The sequence below is a fragment of the Nocardia sp. NPDC050630 genome (genome assembly GCF_044457245.1).
Lineage (GTDB): Bacteria > Actinomycetota > Actinomycetes > Mycobacteriales > Mycobacteriaceae > Nocardia.
On sequence record NZ_JBITGN010000013.1, the window covers coordinates 15,363 to 32,049 of the forward strand.

The 16,687-nt window shown below is 65.3% G+C and carries 15 protein-coding genes; 5 read left to right on the forward strand and 10 right to left on the reverse strand.

Translation table 11 applies throughout. The features are described 5' to 3' along the window. Window positions 1–92: 92 nt before the first annotated feature. From ACIBG0_RS28050 to ACIBG0_RS28065, 4 genes are all read right to left on the reverse strand, one after another. Window positions 93–2,051 (reverse strand): ABC transporter ATP-binding protein, encoded by a 1,959-nt coding sequence (locus ACIBG0_RS28050; protein ID WP_397036295.1) that lies wholly within the window; start codon window positions 2,049–2,051, stop codon window positions 93–95. Further along, complete coding sequence (locus ACIBG0_RS28055) at window positions 2,048–3,874, reverse strand: ABC transporter ATP-binding protein (protein ID WP_397036297.1); 1,827 nt, start codon at window positions 3,872–3,874, stop codon at window positions 2,048–2,050. Before ACIBG0_RS28055 ends, ACIBG0_RS28050 begins: the two co-directional genes overlap by 4 nt. Window positions 3,875–4,125: 251 nt before the next feature. Next, entirely contained in the window at window positions 4,126–6,045 is a 1,920-nt protein-coding gene (gene fadD32, locus ACIBG0_RS28060) for a long-chain-fatty-acid--AMP ligase FadD32 (RefSeq protein ID WP_397036298.1), read from the reverse strand. 105 nt (window positions 6,046–6,150) lie between these two features. Then, the gene (locus tag ACIBG0_RS28065) at window positions 6,151–7,401 is read right to left on the reverse strand and encodes a KasA/KasB family beta-ketoacyl-ACP synthase (protein ID WP_397036300.1); all 1,251 of its coding nucleotides are present in this window, start codon (window positions 7,399–7,401) and stop codon (window positions 6,151–6,153) included. Window positions 7,402–7,639: 238 nt separating this feature from the next. Between ACIBG0_RS28065 and ACIBG0_RS28070 the strand changes: the two genes are divergently transcribed. From ACIBG0_RS28070 to ACIBG0_RS28080, 3 genes are all read left to right on the forward strand, one after another. Continuing rightward, on the forward strand, window positions 7,640–8,794 hold the full coding sequence (locus tag ACIBG0_RS28070; protein WP_397036302.1) for a DNA cytosine methyltransferase: 1,155 nt from the start codon (window positions 7,640–7,642) through the stop codon (window positions 8,792–8,794). 13 nt (window positions 8,795–8,807) lie between these two features. After that, window positions 8,808–9,230 (forward strand): very short patch repair endonuclease, encoded by a 423-nt coding sequence (locus ACIBG0_RS28075; protein WP_397036303.1) that lies wholly within the window; start codon window positions 8,808–8,810, stop codon window positions 9,228–9,230. A 294-nt stretch (window positions 9,231–9,524) separates the two neighbouring features. After that, on the forward strand, window positions 9,525–10,235 hold the full coding sequence (locus tag ACIBG0_RS28080; RefSeq protein ID WP_397036305.1) for a DUF998 domain-containing protein: 711 nt from the start codon (window positions 9,525–9,527) through the stop codon (window positions 10,233–10,235). Here the strand turns inward: ACIBG0_RS28080 and ACIBG0_RS28085 are convergent. Then, complete coding sequence (locus tag ACIBG0_RS28085) at window positions 10,232–11,797, reverse strand: esterase-like activity of phytase family protein (protein WP_397036306.1); 1,566 nt, start codon at window positions 11,795–11,797, stop codon at window positions 10,232–10,234. The genes ACIBG0_RS28080 and ACIBG0_RS28085 overlap by 4 nt on opposite strands. A gap of 71 nt (window positions 11,798–11,868) precedes the next feature. Between ACIBG0_RS28085 and ACIBG0_RS28090 the strand changes: the two genes are divergently transcribed. Beyond that, window positions 11,869–12,279 (forward strand): RidA family protein, encoded by a 411-nt coding sequence (locus ACIBG0_RS28090; RefSeq protein WP_397036308.1) that lies wholly within the window; start codon window positions 11,869–11,871, stop codon window positions 12,277–12,279. Between the two features lie 10 nt (window positions 12,280–12,289). Next, a complete protein-coding gene (locus ACIBG0_RS28095; RefSeq protein ID WP_397036310.1) occupies window positions 12,290–13,018 on the forward strand; it encodes a maleylpyruvate isomerase family mycothiol-dependent enzyme in 729 nt (242 codons plus the stop codon). Here ACIBG0_RS28095 and ACIBG0_RS28100 read toward each other — a convergent pair. Genes ACIBG0_RS28100 through ACIBG0_RS28120 form a run of 5 tightly spaced genes read right to left on the reverse strand, consistent with a single transcriptional unit; the run spans window position 12,921 to window position 16,632 of the window. Beyond that, window positions 12,921–13,487, reverse strand: a complete 567-nt coding sequence (locus ACIBG0_RS28100; protein WP_397036311.1) for a hypothetical protein — start codon at window positions 13,485–13,487, stop codon at window positions 12,921–12,923. The genes ACIBG0_RS28095 and ACIBG0_RS28100 overlap by 98 nt on opposite strands. Then, window positions 13,484–14,584 (reverse strand): molybdopterin-dependent oxidoreductase, encoded by a 1,101-nt coding sequence (locus ACIBG0_RS28105; RefSeq protein WP_397036313.1) that lies wholly within the window; start codon window positions 14,582–14,584, stop codon window positions 13,484–13,486. The genes ACIBG0_RS28100 and ACIBG0_RS28105 overlap by 4 nt, the downstream gene beginning before the upstream one ends. A gap of 40 nt (window positions 14,585–14,624) precedes the next feature. Next, complete coding sequence (locus ACIBG0_RS28110) at window positions 14,625–15,272, reverse strand: methyltransferase domain-containing protein (RefSeq protein WP_397036315.1); 648 nt, start codon at window positions 15,270–15,272, stop codon at window positions 14,625–14,627. Continuing rightward, window positions 15,269–15,964: a DUF2064 domain-containing protein gene (locus tag ACIBG0_RS28115; RefSeq protein ID WP_397036317.1), complete on the reverse strand. Its 696-nt coding sequence runs from the start codon at window positions 15,962–15,964 to the stop codon at window positions 15,269–15,271. The genes ACIBG0_RS28110 and ACIBG0_RS28115 overlap by 4 nt, the downstream gene beginning before the upstream one ends. Continuing rightward, the gene (locus ACIBG0_RS28120; protein WP_397036318.1) at window positions 15,961–16,632 is read right to left on the reverse strand and encodes a glycosyltransferase family 2 protein; all 672 of its coding nucleotides are present in this window, start codon (window positions 16,630–16,632) and stop codon (window positions 15,961–15,963) included. The genes ACIBG0_RS28115 and ACIBG0_RS28120 overlap by 4 nt, the downstream gene beginning before the upstream one ends. Between the last annotated feature and the right edge of the window lie 55 nt (window positions 16,633–16,687).

Consider the following 16,687-nt stretch of genomic DNA (forward strand, 5'->3'; position numbering starts at 1 on the left):
GGATCGCCGGCCACCGCGATGTCGCCGGTTGGCTGTCGGGGCCGAGGTCTCGGTTCGTCACGTATCTACCGTAAGGGACGCATGCACCGGCATCACACCAGCGCCTCACGCCATGCCGCGTGCAGGCTGGCGAACCGGCCGGTGCGCGCGATGAGCTCGGTCGGCGTGCCATCCTCGACGATCCGACCCGATTCCAGCACCAGCACCCGATCCGCGATGGCGACCGTCGAGAGCCGATGCGCGATGATCACGGCCGTGCGGTCGCGCAGCACCATCTCCAGCGCCCGCTGGATCAGCCGTTCGCTCGGAATGTCAAGGCTCGACGTGGCCTCGTCCAGCACGATCACCGCGGGATCGGCGAGGAAAACCCGGGCGAACGCAACCAGCTGACGTTGCCCCGCCGATAATCGCCCACCGCGTTTGCGCACGTCCGTGTCGAAGCCCTCCGGCAGTTGGGTGACGAAGTCGTACAGCCCGACCGCACGCGCCGCCGTGAACACCTCGGCATCACTGGCCTGCGGCCGACCGAGCCGAATATTGTCGGCCACCGATCCGGAGAACAGATACGACTCCTGGGTGACCATCACGACATTGCGCCGCAGATCCGTATCGGACAACCGCCGCAGGTCGATGCCGTCCAAGGTCACTGTGCCGCCGGAGGGGTCGTAGAACCGCGTCAGCAACTTGGCCAACGTGGATTTGCCCGCACCCGTCGCACCGACCAGCGCGATCACCTGCCCGGCCGGAATCTCCAACGAGAATTCCGGCAATACCGGGCGCGCTCGGCCATGCTCCTCGGCGTGCGGCACAACACCTCCGACCTCGGTCGACGCTGCATCGCTCACGAGCGCCGACTCGCGTGCCCCCGGATCTGTGCCCGGAGATCCGTAGCCGAACCACACTCGGTCCATTCGCACAGCACCGGTCGCCTTCACCAACGCGACCGGCTCATCCGGTTCTCGAACCGAGGGCTGCTCCTCCAGCACACCGGAGATCTTCTCCAGAGCCGCGGCCGCGGACTGGTAGGCATTGAATACCTGAGCCAGTTCATCGAGGGGACCATAGAACTCGTTGAGGTACAACAGGTATGCCGCGAGGACACCGACAGCGAGGTTGCCCTCGATCACCTGCCATGCCCCGACCACGATGACGATTACCGTGGTCAGATTGCCGAGCAGCTTGGTGAGACCGGCGTAGTCGCCCATGCCGCGCATGGCTGCGGTGGTCGCCTGCAGGTATTCGGCGTCCTCGACGGCCAGCGCCGATTCGTTGCGCGCCTCGCGACGGAAGGCCTGTACCGCGCGCATGCCGCCCATCGACTCCACGAACTGCACGACCACCTTCGCGATGGCACTGCGGGTGCGCCGGTATCCCGCCCGCTGTCTGCGCTGCGCCCAGCGGGTGACCACCATCAATGGCACGAATCCGAGCAGAACGATCGCGGCGAGGGTCTGATCGAGGTAGATCAACAGGACCGCGATGGTCAACACCGAAAGAATCGCGCTGAGAGCCTGATTCAGGGCACTCTCCAGCAGCTGCTGCAGTGTTTCGATATCACCGGTCAGTCGCGCGACGACCTTGCCGGAGGTGTACTGCTCGTGGAAGGCCACGCTGAGCCGCTGCATATGCGCGAACAGCCGGACCCGCAGATCGAAAAGCACGCTCTGGCTGAGCCTTCCGGAAATCCGCAGGAAAACGAAGGTGGTGCAGACACCGAGCCCAACCGCCCCGAGGTAACCCGCGACAGTGCGCGCCAAGGGTGCCCAATTCCCCGCGGCACCTGCGGCAATGCCGGTGTCGAGTCCGTGCGCGACGAACAGCGGCGCCGACACCATCGCGGCATTGTCGAGCACGATCAGCAGCAGGGCGAAGACCGCGAGCTTGCGATACGGCCGGACCAGACTCAACAGCAAGCGCCGAGACCGACCGGCCAGCACCAGATTTCCGGTCTCGGTGACCGCCTTGTCCTCATTGGCGATGCCGCGCCAGTCGGCGACCTCGTCGCGGTCGGCCGAATCGTCGGCGGGGACGGTGGTTTCGGTTGTGGTCACGATTCACCTCCCATCAGCTCGCGGTAGCGACTGCTGGTTTTCAGAAGTTGATCGTGTGCGCCCTCAGCGACGATCCGGCCATCGGCGAGCAGGGCCACCCGGTCGGCCAACGCTGCGGTCGAAGGTCGATGCGCGACAAGCAGTGTGGTGGCACCCACCAGCACCGTACGCAGCCGTTCCTGTACGCGCTCCTCGGTCTCCACATCGAGTGCGGACAGCGGATCGTCGAGCACCATGATTCGAGTCCGAGTCCGCTCCCCCGCGCTTGCGCGCGCCAGCACCGCGCGGGCCAGGGCCAGCCGCTGGCGCTGACCACCGGACAGGCTCAGCCCCTGCTCGCCGATTCGGGTGTCGAGTCCCCACGGCAGATCGTTCACGAAATCGGTGGCCTGGGCGACATCCAGCGCGCGCCGCACATCGTCGTCGGTGGCCTCGGGATCGCCGAGCGCGACGTTCTCCCGCACACTCGCCGAGAACAGCACCGGATCCTCGAACGCCACCGAGACCAGCGAACGCAGATCGGACACGCGCATCGACGCGATATCGATGCCGTCGATGGTGATGGCGCCGCCGGTCACGTCGTAGAGTCGCGGGATCAGGTTGAGCAGCGCCGTCTTTCCGCTACCGGTCGCGCCGACCAACGCGACCGTCTCGCCCGGACGCACCTTCAGCGAAATATCGTGCAGTACTTCGCCCTTCGCATCCGGAAAGGCGAACCGCACGCCGCGCATGGTGAGTTCACCGACGATCCGCTCGGGCAGCGCCACCGGATCCGCGGGATCGTTGATTTCGACCGGGGTGTCGATGATCTCCCAGAACCGGTCCGCCGCCGTGCGCGCATCGTTCCACTCGGCGAGCAGGAAGCCGGTCCAGATGATCGGCCACTGCAGGAAGGTCGCCAGTGTGATGCTCGCGACCAGGGTGCCGAGCGTCATCATGTGGTGTGCGACGGCGTAACCGCCGTACCCCAGCGCGAAAGCGATGGCCAGCTGCGGCAGACACACCATCGCCGACCAGAGCGTGGCGTCCAACCGCACCTTGAGCAGCTCGGTCTGCTGCAATTCCCGCGCCTGCGCGGTGAATCGCCCGCCGAAGAACGCACCGCGACCGAATGCCTTCAGCACCCGGATGCCCTGTGCGGACTCCTCGGCGGTGGTGGCCAGATCACCGGCCTGATCTTGCGAGCGCCGCGAGGCCAGGCCGTAGCGCCGCTCGAATCGCAGGCAGACATAGGAAAGCGGGATCGCGATGACCGCGAAGGTCAACCCGATCTGCCAGCTCAGCGCGAACAGCACCACCAAACCGACCGGGATCACGATGAAGTGGATGATCAGGAACGGCCCCGCGAATGCGACGAACCGCTTCATGGTGCCCATATCGTCGACCGCGCGCGAGAGCAGCTGGCCGGACTCCCAGGCATCGTGCCGTCCGATCGAAAGCGTCTGCAGCTTGCGGAATATCTTGGCGCGCATATCGATCTCGAACTGGGCCGCGGGCTTGGCGATCAGCCACCGCCGACCCCATACGCCGCAGGCCTCCAGCAGACCGAGCGTCAGCACCAGCAGCACCGGAAGTACGACGCCGCCGAAATCGCGCCGCTGGATCGGGCCGTCGATAATTCGCGCGATGACCAGTGGCAGCACGATTGCCGTCAGGGTGGCGAGCACCGCAAGCGTGGTGGCGCCGAGCAGGGTGAACCGATGCGGCCGCAGATACGGCCAGAACCGGCGCAGCGATCGCAGGCGGCCCGGCACCGCGGCGGCGGGCCGCTGCGGTCTGTCGACCTCCGTGTCGGCCAATGGCGTATCGAGCGTGACGGACAAAGCTCCCCCTCGTGATCGTCTTGGATTGGCTGTGTCGCGAACCGAACCCCGGTGATGTTCGCATCGGGGTCCGACATTTCAGCGTGGCATCAGTCCGGGGATCGGCCAACCGATTTTCCGCCACGTCCACAGCCAACAACCTCGAGCAAGCTCGAGGTCAAGCACCCCCGAATACACCGACACGACATCGGCGCCCGGATACCCGGGCGCCGATGGCCGTTACTTCGATTGTACCGTCGAATAACCCGAGCTCAGACGGTCATTTGATCCTGGTCCACCGGCGCGTCCGGGAAGTCCTGCTGCTGATAACCGCCGCGCAATGTGCCCTCCAAATACGCCGTGCGACAGGCCCGTCGGGCGATCTTGCCGCTGGACGTGCGCGGAATCGAACCCGCTGGCAACAGCAGCAGATCGCGCACCGTGACGCCGTGGCGCTGTGCGATCGCAACGCGCACGATATCGGCGATCGGCCCCGGATCCAGCTTCGCCGCACCGGTGCCGCGCTCGGCCACGATGACCAACTGCTCGGAGGTGTCATCGGCATCGAAGGTGAGTCCGGAATGGCTGCCCGGTTCGAATACCAGGGCGGGCAATTGATTCGCGGGCACCGAGAATGCCGCGATGAATCCGGGCCGCAGTGCGCTACTGGATTCCTGCGCCGAGGATTCCAGATCCTGCGGATAGTGGTTGCGCCCGTCGACGATCACCAGATCCTTCACCCGACCGGTGATATACAACTCACCGTCCAGGTAGACACCCAAATCGCCGGTGCGCATCCACTTCGCGTCCGGATCGGTTCCTTGTGCGTGGCTGCCCTCCGATAGTCGCCGCACCAGGGTGTTGTGGAAGGTCGCGGCGGTTTCGTCCGGCCGCCCCCAGTACCCGATACCCATATTGTCGCCGTGCAGCCAGATTTCACCGACCTCGCCATTACCGCGTTCGATGCCGGTTTCCGGATCGACGATCACCGCCCACTGCGATAGCGCCACATAACCGCAGGACACCTGTGCGATCGAATTCGGCGTGTCCTTAGGAACTTCCACCATCCGACCCGCATTGAGTTCATTGCGATCGACATAGACGACCTTCGCCTCGTCCTCAGCCTTGGTGGCGGAGACGAACAAGGTCGCCTCGGCCATGCCGTAGCAGGGCTTCAGCGCGGTCTTGGGCAGACCGTACGGCGCGAACGCCTCGTTGAATTTCCGCATCGACGACACCGAAACCGGCTCGCTGCCGTTGATCAGCCCGATCACATTCGAAAGATCCAGTTCTTCATCGGCTTTCGGCTTACCGCGGGCGGCCGCGTGTTCGTATGCGAAATTCGGTGCGGCCGCGAAGGTTCCGGCACCGTCGGAGGCCGCGGCCAGTTCCTTGATCCAGCGATACGGTCGCCGCACGAAGGCGCTCGGCGACATGATGGTGATGAATCCGCCGCCGACGGTCGGCAGGATCACCGACAGCAAACCCATATCGTGGAATAGCGGCAACCAGGTAACGCCGCGCGAATTCTCCTGCACCCCAATGGCATCGATCATCTGCAGCAAATTGGTGCCGACCGACCGATGGGTGATCTCGACACCGGCCGGGGTCCTGGTGGAACCCGAGGTGTATTGCAGATAGGCGACACTGTCGATATTGATATTCGGCCGGACCCAGGTCGCGCCGACACTGTCCGGAATCGCGTCCACCGCGATAATGCGCGGACGCTGCGCCGGCGGGAGATGCCGGAAAAAGTTCCGCACACCGGCCGCGGCCGAACCGACGGTAAGAATCGCCGCCGGCTTGCAGTCACCGAGCACCGCGTGCAGGCGGTCGGTGTGGCCCTGCTCTTCCGGGTCGAACAGCGGGACCGCGATATTGCCCGCATAAACCGCCGCGAAGATCGAGACGACATAATCCAACCCCTGGGGGGCCAGGATCGCCACCCGATCACCCGGCCGGGTCACCTGCTGCAGCCGAGCCGCGACGGCGCGCAGCCGAACGCCGAATTCCCGCCAGGTCAATTCGATGTACTCGCCGTCGCGCTCGCGCGAGTAGTCGATGTAGCGGTAGGCGAGCGCGTCGCCGTTCTCCATGCTGTGCTTGTCGACGAAGTCGATCAGGGTCTTGTTGCCACGAATTTTGATATTGCCCTGATCGTCCAAATAGTCGTCGAATGTCTCGTCGATCATCGCCTTATCCTTTTGTCAACGCAGGCACTCGGGCCATGCGATTACACCGAACACAGGTCGATAACGAAGTGCCGGAAGGCTAGCAGGTGCGCCTTCCCGACGTGCTCAGTACCGCCCGAAGGCGATAGCGACGTTGTGTCCGCCGAAACCGAACGAGTTGTTCACGGCGTAGTCGATTCGTCCGGAGCGGGCCTGTCCCTTGACCACATCGAGCTCGATTTCCGGATCCTGATTGTCCAGATTCAGCGTCGGCGGAACGATTCCGTCACGCACCGAGAGCACCGTCAACACCGATTCGAGGGCGCCGACCGCGCCGATCGAATGGCCGAGTGCGGATTTCGGCGCATAGACCGAAACATGATCGCCCACCGCGGCATTGATGGCCTGCGCCTCGGCGGTATCGCCGATCGGGGTCGCGGTCGCGTGCGCATTGACGTGGCCGACATCGTTTTTAGTGATCCCCGCCTTTTGAATGGCCCTGGTCATCGCCCGCGCGGCGCCCTTGCCATCGAGATCGGGTGCGACCAAATGGAAGGCGTCGGAAGTGATCCCGGCACCCATCAGCCGTGCGTGAATCGTCGCGCCGCGGGCCTTGGCGTGCTCCTCTGTTTCGATGACCATCATCGCGCCCGCCTCACCGAAGACGAATCCGTCGCGATCCTTGTCGAACGGTCGCGAGGCGGCCCTCGGGTCCTCGTTGCGGGTGCTCATGGCACGCATCATGGTGAATGCCGCGATCGGCACGGCCTGGATGGAACCCTCGACACCGCCGGCGACCACCATGTCGGCATCGCCCATCACGATCATCTGCCAGGCACTCGCGATCGCCTCCGAACCCGACGAGCAGGCCGAGACCGGTGTCACCACACCCGCTTTCGCGCCGAGTTCGAGGCCGACGCAGGCGGCCGACCCGTTGGGCATAATGCGCTGCACGGTCAGCGGCGACACCTTGCGATAGCCGCCGTTCTGCAGCCGGTCGCGCGCGGACGTAATGTATTCGCCCCCGCCGAGGCCGGTGCCGATGGCGACGCCGAGCCGATTCTTGTCCACCTCCGGACTTCCCGCATTGCGCCAGACTTCACGCGTAAGCACCACGGCCATCTGCTCCACGTACGACAGGTGTCGCGCCTCCTGCCGCGTGAGGCAATCCGACGGCTTGACCTTCAGATGTCCACCGATGCGCACGGGTAGTTCGAACTGCTCGATGAAACTGTCCTCGAGGACATCGATGCCGCTCTCACCATTGAGCAGGCCCTTCCAAGTCGAGTCGACATCACCGGCGATCGAAGTGGTCGCCGCCAGACTGGTCACTACAACGTTGGGATAGTTCCCGTTCTTGGTAGACGGAATCTGCATTTCGCTCACTTTCCTGGCGTCACTCTTGGGATAAACCGGGAACTGCGCGTGGAAGGTCATCGAACGACCGAGCAAACCATGATCCGACCGTGAGCATTGTCGGCGCATCCGGTCGGATCGGGTGCCCGACACACTACCGTGGCCGTCGCTGGTCGTCGCATCTACGGCTCGAGTAACCTGCTGAGCGGATACGCAGCGCTGGTGGTTCCGAGCGATCCGCGAGCAACCGCGAGAAGGGATGACTGTGACGGGCGGGCGGATGGTCGGGCTGTTCGCCGGTATCGGCGGGCTGGAGCTCGGCCTTGGCCACCACGGTTGGCACACCGAGCTGCTGTGCGAGATCGATCCCGGTGCGCGGGCGGTGCTCGCCGCGCGCTTTCCCGGAATTCCGCTGCAAGGCGATATCACTCGGCTACGTGCCCTGCCCGCCGGTACCCAGCTGGTCGCCGCCGGATTTCCCTGCCAGGACCTGTCACAGGCCGGACGCACCGCGGGCATCACAGGTAAGCGCTCCGGTCTCGTGGACGAGGTGTTCCGGTTGGTGCGCCGTCAGCGTGGGCCGCGCTGGCTGTTGATCGAGAATGTGCCTTTCATGCTGCAGCTGGGTCGCGGGGCCGCCATGCGGCACATCACCAGCGCGCTGGAGGAGCTCGGCTACACCTGGGCATATCGTGTGGTCGACGCGCGCGCGTTCGGGCTGCCACAGCGCCGTCAGCGGGTGCTGATGCTGGCCTCGCGCACCGAGGATCCGCGCCGGGTGCTATTCGCCGATGATGCCGGACCGCTCGATCTCGGTGACCCGGAACAGGATCCGTGCGGCTTCTACTGGACCGAGGGTGTGCGCGGGCTCGGCTGGGCGGTGAATGCGATCCCGACGCTCAAGGGCGGTTCCGCGCTGGGGATCGCGAGTCCGCCCGCGGTTCGGTTGCCATCGGGCGAGATCGTCACGCCGGGCATCATCGACGGTGAGCGCCTGCAGGGCTTCGACGCCGACTGGACCGAACCGGCGACCACGGTGGCCGGAATTCGACACGGGCACCGGTGGAAGCTGATCGGGAATGCGGTGAGTGTGCGGATGGCGTCCTGGGTGGGTGCCCGGCTGGCCGAACCGCTGGACCCGATTCCGGGCGATGAGCCGTTGCCGCCGGGGCGGCCGTGGCCGGTTGCCGCGTGGGGTCGCGCGGGCAGTGCCTATCGGGTGCCGGTTTCGACCTGGCCGGTGCACGAGCCATATGAGGATCTGCACCATTTCCTCACCGATTCGCGGCTGCTCTCGGCCCGGGCCACCGCAGGGTTCCTGCGGCGCACCGGAATGGGCAATCTACGGTTCCCGCCCGGATTTCTGGCCGACGTCGAGAGTCATCTCGATCGAATGGGTGGGTGGGCGGCATGAGGTTTGATACGTCATGAACCCGGCTCGGCGTCCGCTCACCGATGCCGCGACCAGTGCGCGGATGGCCCGCCAGCGGCGCAGCGGCACCCGGCCCGAACTCGCGCTGCGCCGGGAACTGCATCGACGTGGATTGCGCTATTTCGTCGATCGCTCCCCCCTGCGCGGGCAGCGTCGACGGGCGGATCTGGTGTTTCCCCGGCTGCGCGTGGCGGTGTATGTGGATGGATGTTTCTGGCATCGGTGTCCGCAGCATGCGACCGATCCGAAGAACAACGCACAGTGGTGGGCCGACAAATTGACCGGAAATGTGGCCCGTGACCGGGCCACCGATGCGGCAATGGCGGCCGCGGGCTGGCTGGTGATCCGAGTGTGGGAACACGAGGACGCCATCACGGCGGCCGACCGGATCCAGGCCGTATTGGCCGCGCGACGCTAGGTGACTCTTTCGAGCGCCCGACAACCCCTAGCGGCGTTCGCGCACCCGAACCAGCGTGCGAGGCGCGTGCGCGGCCAGGTAGCCCGACACCGCCATTACCGTTAGCACCAGCATTCCGGCGATGGCCGTTGTGATTGCGATCATGGGAACCTCCTTAGATCTACCAACCATCGGGGATGGACCTGACAGAAGCCTGTGTTCGAGTTGGTAATGAGGTGTGTGAAGGACCGGTTGGTGCGGACACACGCACCTACTATTGAACACCGGACCAACCAGAAGGCGGAGAATGGTCCAGTGACTGATCGCCGGAGGCTCGCCGAACGCCACGTCCGGGTCGCCTGCGGGCTCATCGCGGTCGCGATCGCGATCGCCGGACTCTGCTATTCGTCGTGGTTGCTGGAGTTCGTACTGAAGATCGACGTCGATCCGGTCAACTCTTTCCTCAGTGAACTCGATGCCGAGGGCAAACCACATCGCGAGTTGTTCGCTACCGCCGACAAGATCGTCGGCGCATTGCTGATACCCGCCGCGATCGCGGGGCTGCTGTTATTTCCGCGCCGCAGATTCACCACCATCGGCTGGGTCGCGCTGTTCTGCTTCGGCGCCGCGACCATCGGCGATGTGCTGCTCCCACTGCGCGATTGCACCCCGCAGGACAATGCCGAATGCGGCGGTGGTGGTAGCGAACTGTTCCCGCAATTGCATCAGCCGCACGCGCTGACCAGCAGCATCGCGGTCACCGCTATCGCCGTCGCGACCTTCGCGTTCAGCGTGGCCGCCTTCCGTTATCACCGCTGGCGGATTCTGCGCGAGGCCGGTTTGGTGGTGCTGGTGATCGGATCGGCGGCGACCGTGTGGATGTTGGTCGCCGACAACCTGACCGGCAATTACGCACTCGGCATCGCCCAGCGGATCCAGGTCGGATCGATGTCGCTGTGGCTGATCACATTGGCCGCCGCAGTGATTCTGGAAGGCCGCGAATGGCTCGAGAGTGATTCGGGTTAGTCGACCTTGATCTCGACCGTGCGAGTGTCGAGTTCGGCGGGCAGTTTGGTGGTATCGACCTCGAGGATTTCGCCGGTGTCCGGTAAGCCGTTGGGCAGTGTCTTGGGCTCGAGTCCGAAAGGCGGCTGCTCGCCGCTGCTGGCCGCGAGGCCGAAATCGCTGTCGTTGGCGATGTAGAGGGTTTTGCCGCCGTCGAGCGTAGCGACGCCCTCGATCTTGTCGTGACCGAAGAATTCGCCGTCGGCGTTCAGGCTGGTGACCAGGGCGGCGACATCCAGGTTCGCGGTCTTGGCGGCCGGGGTGATGCCTGCCTTCTTCAGTGCCGCGGTCGCGTCATCCGTCGAAACAGGACCGACCAACGTTTCCAGCGGCTTGCCGTCGACCTGGAGGCCACCGCGTTCCGGATCGTATTGCGCACCGGGCACCTTCGCGTCCGGGCCGACGTCGGTGGCATCGGAGATATCGATTGTCCACAGCTTCTTGTCGGCCTTCGGGGGCAGCTCGCCGTCACGTTCGTCGACCAGGAAGGTGGTGGCGCTGAGTGCGGTGATCTCGGAGTCGGCGACCTTGGTGCGCTTCGGATCATGCAGCGGGAGGACGAATTCCTTGACCAGCTTGGATTTCAGGTCGACGGTGACGATGCGGGTCATCGGGACGTCCTTGGCCGAACCGTCGAGGCCGGGGGTTTTCAGGCCGCTCTGTATGACGCCGACGAGGGTAGCGCCGTCGGGTGTGATGGTCAGGCCCTCCATGCCCTGGTTCGGAGTGCGCAGCGAAAGTTCTTTGGGCAGACCGGTTCCCGGGGCGAATCGCTCCAGTTCGGTGCCTTTGGCGTCGAAATGCACCAGGAACGGGCCGTATTCGTCGGAGACCCAGAAGGTGCCGTCCGGCAGCGCGACCAGACCCTCCGGGTCGAGGCCGTGATCGGTGGGCGGCAGGACGTTCCCGGCGAGGTCCCTGATGGTTTCGCCGGTGCTCGCGGCGATGTCGACCCGACCGTTGAACGGAGTGCCGTTCGCGGTGTGCAGTTCGATCGTGGATCGCAGGACCGCGCGATTGCCGGCCAGTTCGAATCGACCGATCTCGGGAACGAAACCTGGGATCGGGGTGAGCTTCTGATTCTTGCCCGGACCGTCCACGTTGGGCCCGCGGTCGGTGAGTCCGTAGAACTGGCCCGGTGCGCCCGGTACCGGCGTCCATGCGGAGCCGTAACCGCTGGCCTGGACGGTGGTGCCGCCGAATTCGCCGAGCGCTGCGATGTCGGCGGTGTACAGACGAACCGCGTCGGTGGTGGTGACCTTCAGCTCATCGGTACCGGCGTAGCCCGGCTTCGGCTGGTAGACCAGTGCGCCGTCGAGGCGGCGGGTCAGCGTGCCGTGGTCCGGATCGGCGATCGACACCGCGGCGGTGCCACCGACGGTCGCCAGCAGGTCATCCAGGGAGATCACCAGCGGCTGGTCCCTGGCCACGGTGAAGTCGGCCTTGCTACCCGAGGATGAGCAGCCTGCAAGCACGCCCACACAAAGGACAGCGACCGCGGTGATACGAGGGTGCGCTTTCACGATGTTTGCCTACCGCATGTCTCCGACAAAAGCCCTACGTCCGAATGACCGGTTGGTGTCATGCTTTCGCCATGGGTGATCGGATGAATATCGTGTCGGGTTCGGAGTTCGAGGATATCGTCGGCTACTCACGGGCGGTTCGCGTCGGAAATACGGTCGCCGTCAGCGGCACCACGGCCTCGCTGCCCGGAGGCAACGCGGTCGGCGGGAACGATATCGGTGAGCAGACTCGAGAAGCCCTGCGCCGCATCGGCACTGCGCTCACCGAGGCGGGCGCGAGTTTTGCCGATGTTGTTCGCACGCGCATCTTCGTCACCGATATCGCGCGCTGGCCCGAGGTCGCGAAGGCGCACGCCGAGGTATTCGGCGATATCCGCCCCGCCGCGTCGATGTACGAGATCAAGGCGCTGATCACGCCAGCACTGCTGGTGGAGATCGAGGCCGACGCGATTTGCGCGACGATTCCGCGCTCGGATCGCTAATGTCGATCCGGTGACCAGCGACGCGCCGGAGACCACCGTTCAGCTCGAAACCGTCGCCGCGGCGACGAACCGTCTGCTCGACACCATTCGCGGGCTGGACGATGACATGACTGTGCCGTCACTGCTACCCGAGTGGACGCGCGGGCATCTGCTCGCGCACCTCGCGCGCAACGCCGACAGCCTGGTCAACTTACTGCTCTGGGCGCGGACCGGGATCGAAACACCGCAGTACGCGAGCATGTTCATCCGGGATGCCGATATCGAGGCCGGTGCGTCGCGGCCACTTGCCGAGCAGTTGGCCGATAACGAAGCGGCGGCGAATCGCTGGCTGGCGCTTGCCGAGGCAATTCCCGAACAGGCGTGGACGGCGACCGTTCGGACCAGGCAGGGACGGCCCATTCCGGCGAGCGAGGTCATTTGGATGCGGCTGCAAGAGGTGGAGATCCATCATGTGGATCTGGCGGCCGGTTACCAACCTGCGGACTGGCCAGCGGATTTCGTTGCGCGGCTGCTGCCGCGAGCCGCTGCTGATCTGACGAAAGGGATTGCCGCTGGGGCTGAACCGGCAGTCACGTTCGAAGTGCGAACCACTGATACGGGCTGCACAGCGACGGTTGGGCGTGGGTCTCCTGACCACACCGTCAGCGGGCCCGCTTGTGCGGTGCTTGCTTGGCTGCTCGGTCGTTCCGACGGTGCCGAGCTGGGCGGTGTGCTGCCGACGCTGCCCTCGTGGAAATGACATCGTGAGCGGCACGTCGCCCGATTTTCGGTAGTCGAAGGGCTGGTTTCCAGCTGTGCGCATGCCCTCGACCGGACCGGCTCGACACAGCGTGGGCGATGAAGACCAGCAACCAGACGAGGATCAAGGCGACCGCCAGTCCGAGGGGGTAGTTGCGGTCCAGGACGGTCGGGTTGCTCGACATGGCGTTGCGCCGGTCGAGGACCGGGAGGGCGATCAGGACCAAGCCGACCGAGCAGATGGCACCGCAGGCGGTGACGGCCCACCAGGTAGGCGGTAGGAGATGGCGTGCGGTGAGTCCGGCCGCGACGCAGATCGGGGCGAAAACCGCATCGTGGAGCAAGATCCCGCCCGCGAACCATATCGCGACAGAGCCGAGATCTGCGGGCGGAAGGTCGAATAACGCGCTGATGCCGTACCAGCCGAGCCAGATGCCGATGAGGAGCAGCACGATACGGGCCACCGTCATGGCAGCACCTCGATTTCGGACAGCCATTTCGTTTGCAGGACGCCGGGCCGGTTGGGTGCGATCAGACGGCATGGATAGCCGTGGTCGAGATCGAGGGTTTCACCATTGATGGTCAGGGCGACCAAGGTGCTGTCGTCGACGGCATGACGCTGCGGGAGAATCGAACTCCCGTAGATGCCGGTTCGCTCCAGCGAACGGAACCGGATATCGCCACCGGAATAGTTCCCGACCACGGCCAGCAGATCCAGCAGGCGTACTCCGGACCAGTCGGCTCCGGCACTCCATCCTTCGACGCAGGCAATCGGCAGACGGGCCCGCGTCTGCGGCAGGGAAAGCAGCTCGTCCCTGGTGAAGCGGCGCTTCCGATCGCCCATGGTGACCGTCAACCGGTACCCGGGGTCGCTCGCAGGCCCACCAACGCCCGCTGCCACAGCTGATCGATTGACCGGAACCCCTTGCGGCCCATGTCCGCTGCGCGGGGCCAGTACGGCCGCCCAGCGCAGAAACGGGATCGTCTGCCCGGCAACGGCCAAGCCCGCGGCTACGGCGGCAAGACCCGCACCTGTCAGCACTGCTCGACGCGAAATATGCGGACGGGCCTCGGTGTCTGGTTCGACGAGCGAACGTCGCAGCGCGTCCCGGATGATGGGCAGCTTGACGGATAAATGCACCGCTAGCGCACCGATGGCAACGTAGGCCATGGCATAGTGCGCGGTGGTAAAGAAGAACTTCCACGGGTAGTACTGGGCGATATTGAGAAGCCCGGTCGACAGCTGGAAGAGGACCGCGCCGACCAGGATCGCGATGGAACCACGTTCGAGGATTCGCAATGGCGAACCGATGATCGGCCGCTGAAACAGCCTGGGGTACACCGCCCAGAGCTTCACCAGCAGCAGCGGGATCGCTACGACACCCGAGATCACATGGGCGCCTTGGGTGACCCGATACAGCCACACGGGATGGGCGGGCCACCAGAACCAGCTCGGCGGATGCTGAATCCAGTGACTCAGCAAACCGGTGATGAAACAGAGCAGTATCGCGCTGCCGAGAGCGATCCCGACCCGACTCGCGACCTCGGGTCCGCGTGCGGTTGTCACGGGTAAGCGCGAGGTAACCGCTTGTCCCCCAATCCTCATATCACGCACCGACTGCTCGATCAGGGCCCCATCGCAACCAAGCGATATGCCGTCCGGACACCTCCACCGCCGCCACCACGCGGAACCCCGCTGCCGCGGCCAGCTCTTCCGCGCGATCTATCCCCACCCGTGCCCACGGAAACCATTCCCCCACTCGGTCTCTCGTCTCGAGCCGAATCGGATTCGTCACCACACCGGCACCAGGACGAGCGAATTCGACCACCGCAATGCCATTGCGGGCAAGGAGTTCGCCCGCTCGGGTCAGTAGGCGGACCGGATCGCCACCGATCCCGATATTGCCGTCCGCGAGAATCGCATAGGACCAACGTCCCGAACCGGGCAGCGGCCCGAACAGATCCCGCTGCAATGCGGGCGCACCGCGAAATCTGGTGGTAGCCACGGCCATCGGCGAGATATCGACACCAAGGGCGATGATCCCGCGGCGCAGCAGCGATGCCACCAACCGACCCGGACCACATCCCAGATCCAGCGTCGGTCCATCGCAACAGCAGGTCAGCACGGCATCGGCCGGACGGTCGGCATCGTCGAAGCCCAGCCAGCGCCGGGTGCGCAGGGGATGACGCCGTCCGTCCGCATCGCGCACCCAGCAATCCTCACCCGCCAGCGCGAGATCGAAGATATCGCTCATCGATGTGCCAGCAGGGCGTGGTGCAACTGATGGATCAAGCGCGCGAACCGCCCGTCGGATTCGCGTGCCACCTGGAGTGCGTCGGCGAAGGTGTCGACATCGTTGTAGTGCGGCAGCGAGCGCACCCGGAGTCCGCAGTCCTGCAAGGCTTCTCGGGTGAGCTCACCGGTTCGTTCCGTCGACATGGGAACGTCGACGAGTATGCGCGCCGGCTGTGGTGTCGGCAGCCCGAGCGCCCACCAGCCGCCATCGTCGGCGGGGCCGAGCAGTGCGTCGCCGCGCAATACCAGTTCGCGGGCGGCCCAGCTCAGCACCTCCGGACCGATCTGCGGCGTGTCCATGCCGATCTGCAAAACCGGCAGCCCGTAGCGCGCGGCATCGGCGTGCGCATTGGCCAAGCGCTCACCGAAAGATGCGCCGCGCTGCGGAATCAGCTCGAAGTCGACTAGCGCCCTCGCTACTTCGTCCGCACACTCCGCATCGGCGAGCTCTCCGGTGAACGCGACGATGTGGTGCGCGACCGGACTGCGTGACATCGACTCCAAGGTGTCCAGCAGCGATGCAGCGGCGACTCGTGCGGCCTCACGCGGCGAAAGTTGCGGTGTCAGACGAGTTTTGGCCAGGCCGGCAATCGGCGCCTTGGCCAGCACGAGCAGTGTCGCGGCTATGGGCGAAGGCCGAAAGTAATTCATCGCAGCACCGCCAGAAAGTCGCGGGTCGCGCGCAGGGTCCCGAGCCACGATCCCGATACCTTCGAGACGCCCCCCGATCGTGGCCGATATGCGATGTCGCGCTCGACCACCCGCCACCCTGCTCCCGCCGCACCGATCAGCAGTTGCAATGGATAGCCGGAGCGCGTGTGCAACGGTCCGAGCGAGAGCAGTGCGGCGCGGCGAGCCACCCGCATGGCGCCGATATCGTGCACGGGTAGCCCGTACCGGCGACGCAGTCGCCCGGCGATTACCGAATTGCCGAGCCGCGCATGCCACGGCCACACACCCCGACGCACCGGCTTGCGCCGTCCGACCGCCAAATCGGCACCCGAACGCACCAATTCGACCAGCGGCGGCAACTCCGCCGGGTCCATCGATCCGTCACCATCGAGAAAGGCGACTAAATCCGTTCTTGCCGAGGCGATCCCGGCTTGCACGGCAGCACCGTATCCGGGCCGGGCTTCGGATACGACAGCGGCGCCGCAGCGGCGGGCCACCTCGGCTGTCGCATCGGTCGAGCCATTGTCCACGACCAACGCATGGAATCCGGCCGGGATAGCCGCGAGCACATCTGGCAACGCCTCAGCTTCGTCTCGGCACGGGATGACAACGGTCACGCCGTCCGGATTATGGAGGGTCTCGTTCACCTTTCCGACGCTATGCCAGCGCGACCGAATCGTGGCCGCAAAAGTGGTGACGAAA

Bases quoted from the DNA above. Each gene is read 5' to 3' on its own strand.
- ACIBG0_RS28070 (WP_397036302.1), top strand. From the start codon at position 7,640: ATGACTGTGACGGGCGGGCGGATGGTCGGGCTGTTCGCCGGTATCGGC.
- ACIBG0_RS28100 (WP_397036311.1), bottom strand. From the start codon at position 13,487: ATGACGGTGGCCCGTATCGTGCTGCTCCTCATCGGCATCTGGCTCGGC.
- ACIBG0_RS28090 (WP_397036308.1), top strand. From the start codon at position 11,869: ATGGGTGATCGGATGAATATCGTGTCGGGTTCGGAGTTCGAGGATATC.
- ACIBG0_RS28115 (WP_397036317.1), bottom strand. From the start codon at position 15,964: ATGAATTACTTTCGGCCTTCGCCCATAGCCGCGACACTGCTCGTGCTG.
- ACIBG0_RS28110 (WP_397036315.1), bottom strand. From the start codon at position 15,272: ATGAGCGATATCTTCGATCTCGCGCTGGCGGGTGAGGATTGCTGGGTG.
- ACIBG0_RS28065 (WP_397036300.1), bottom strand. From the start codon at position 7,401: ATGCAGATTCCGTCTACCAAGAACGGGAACTATCCCAACGTTGTAGTG.
- fadD32 (WP_397036298.1), bottom strand. From the start codon at position 6,045: ATGATCGACGAGACATTCGACGACTATTTGGACGATCAGGGCAATATC.
- ACIBG0_RS28075 (WP_397036303.1), top strand. From the start codon at position 8,808: ATGAACCCGGCTCGGCGTCCGCTCACCGATGCCGCGACCAGTGCGCGG.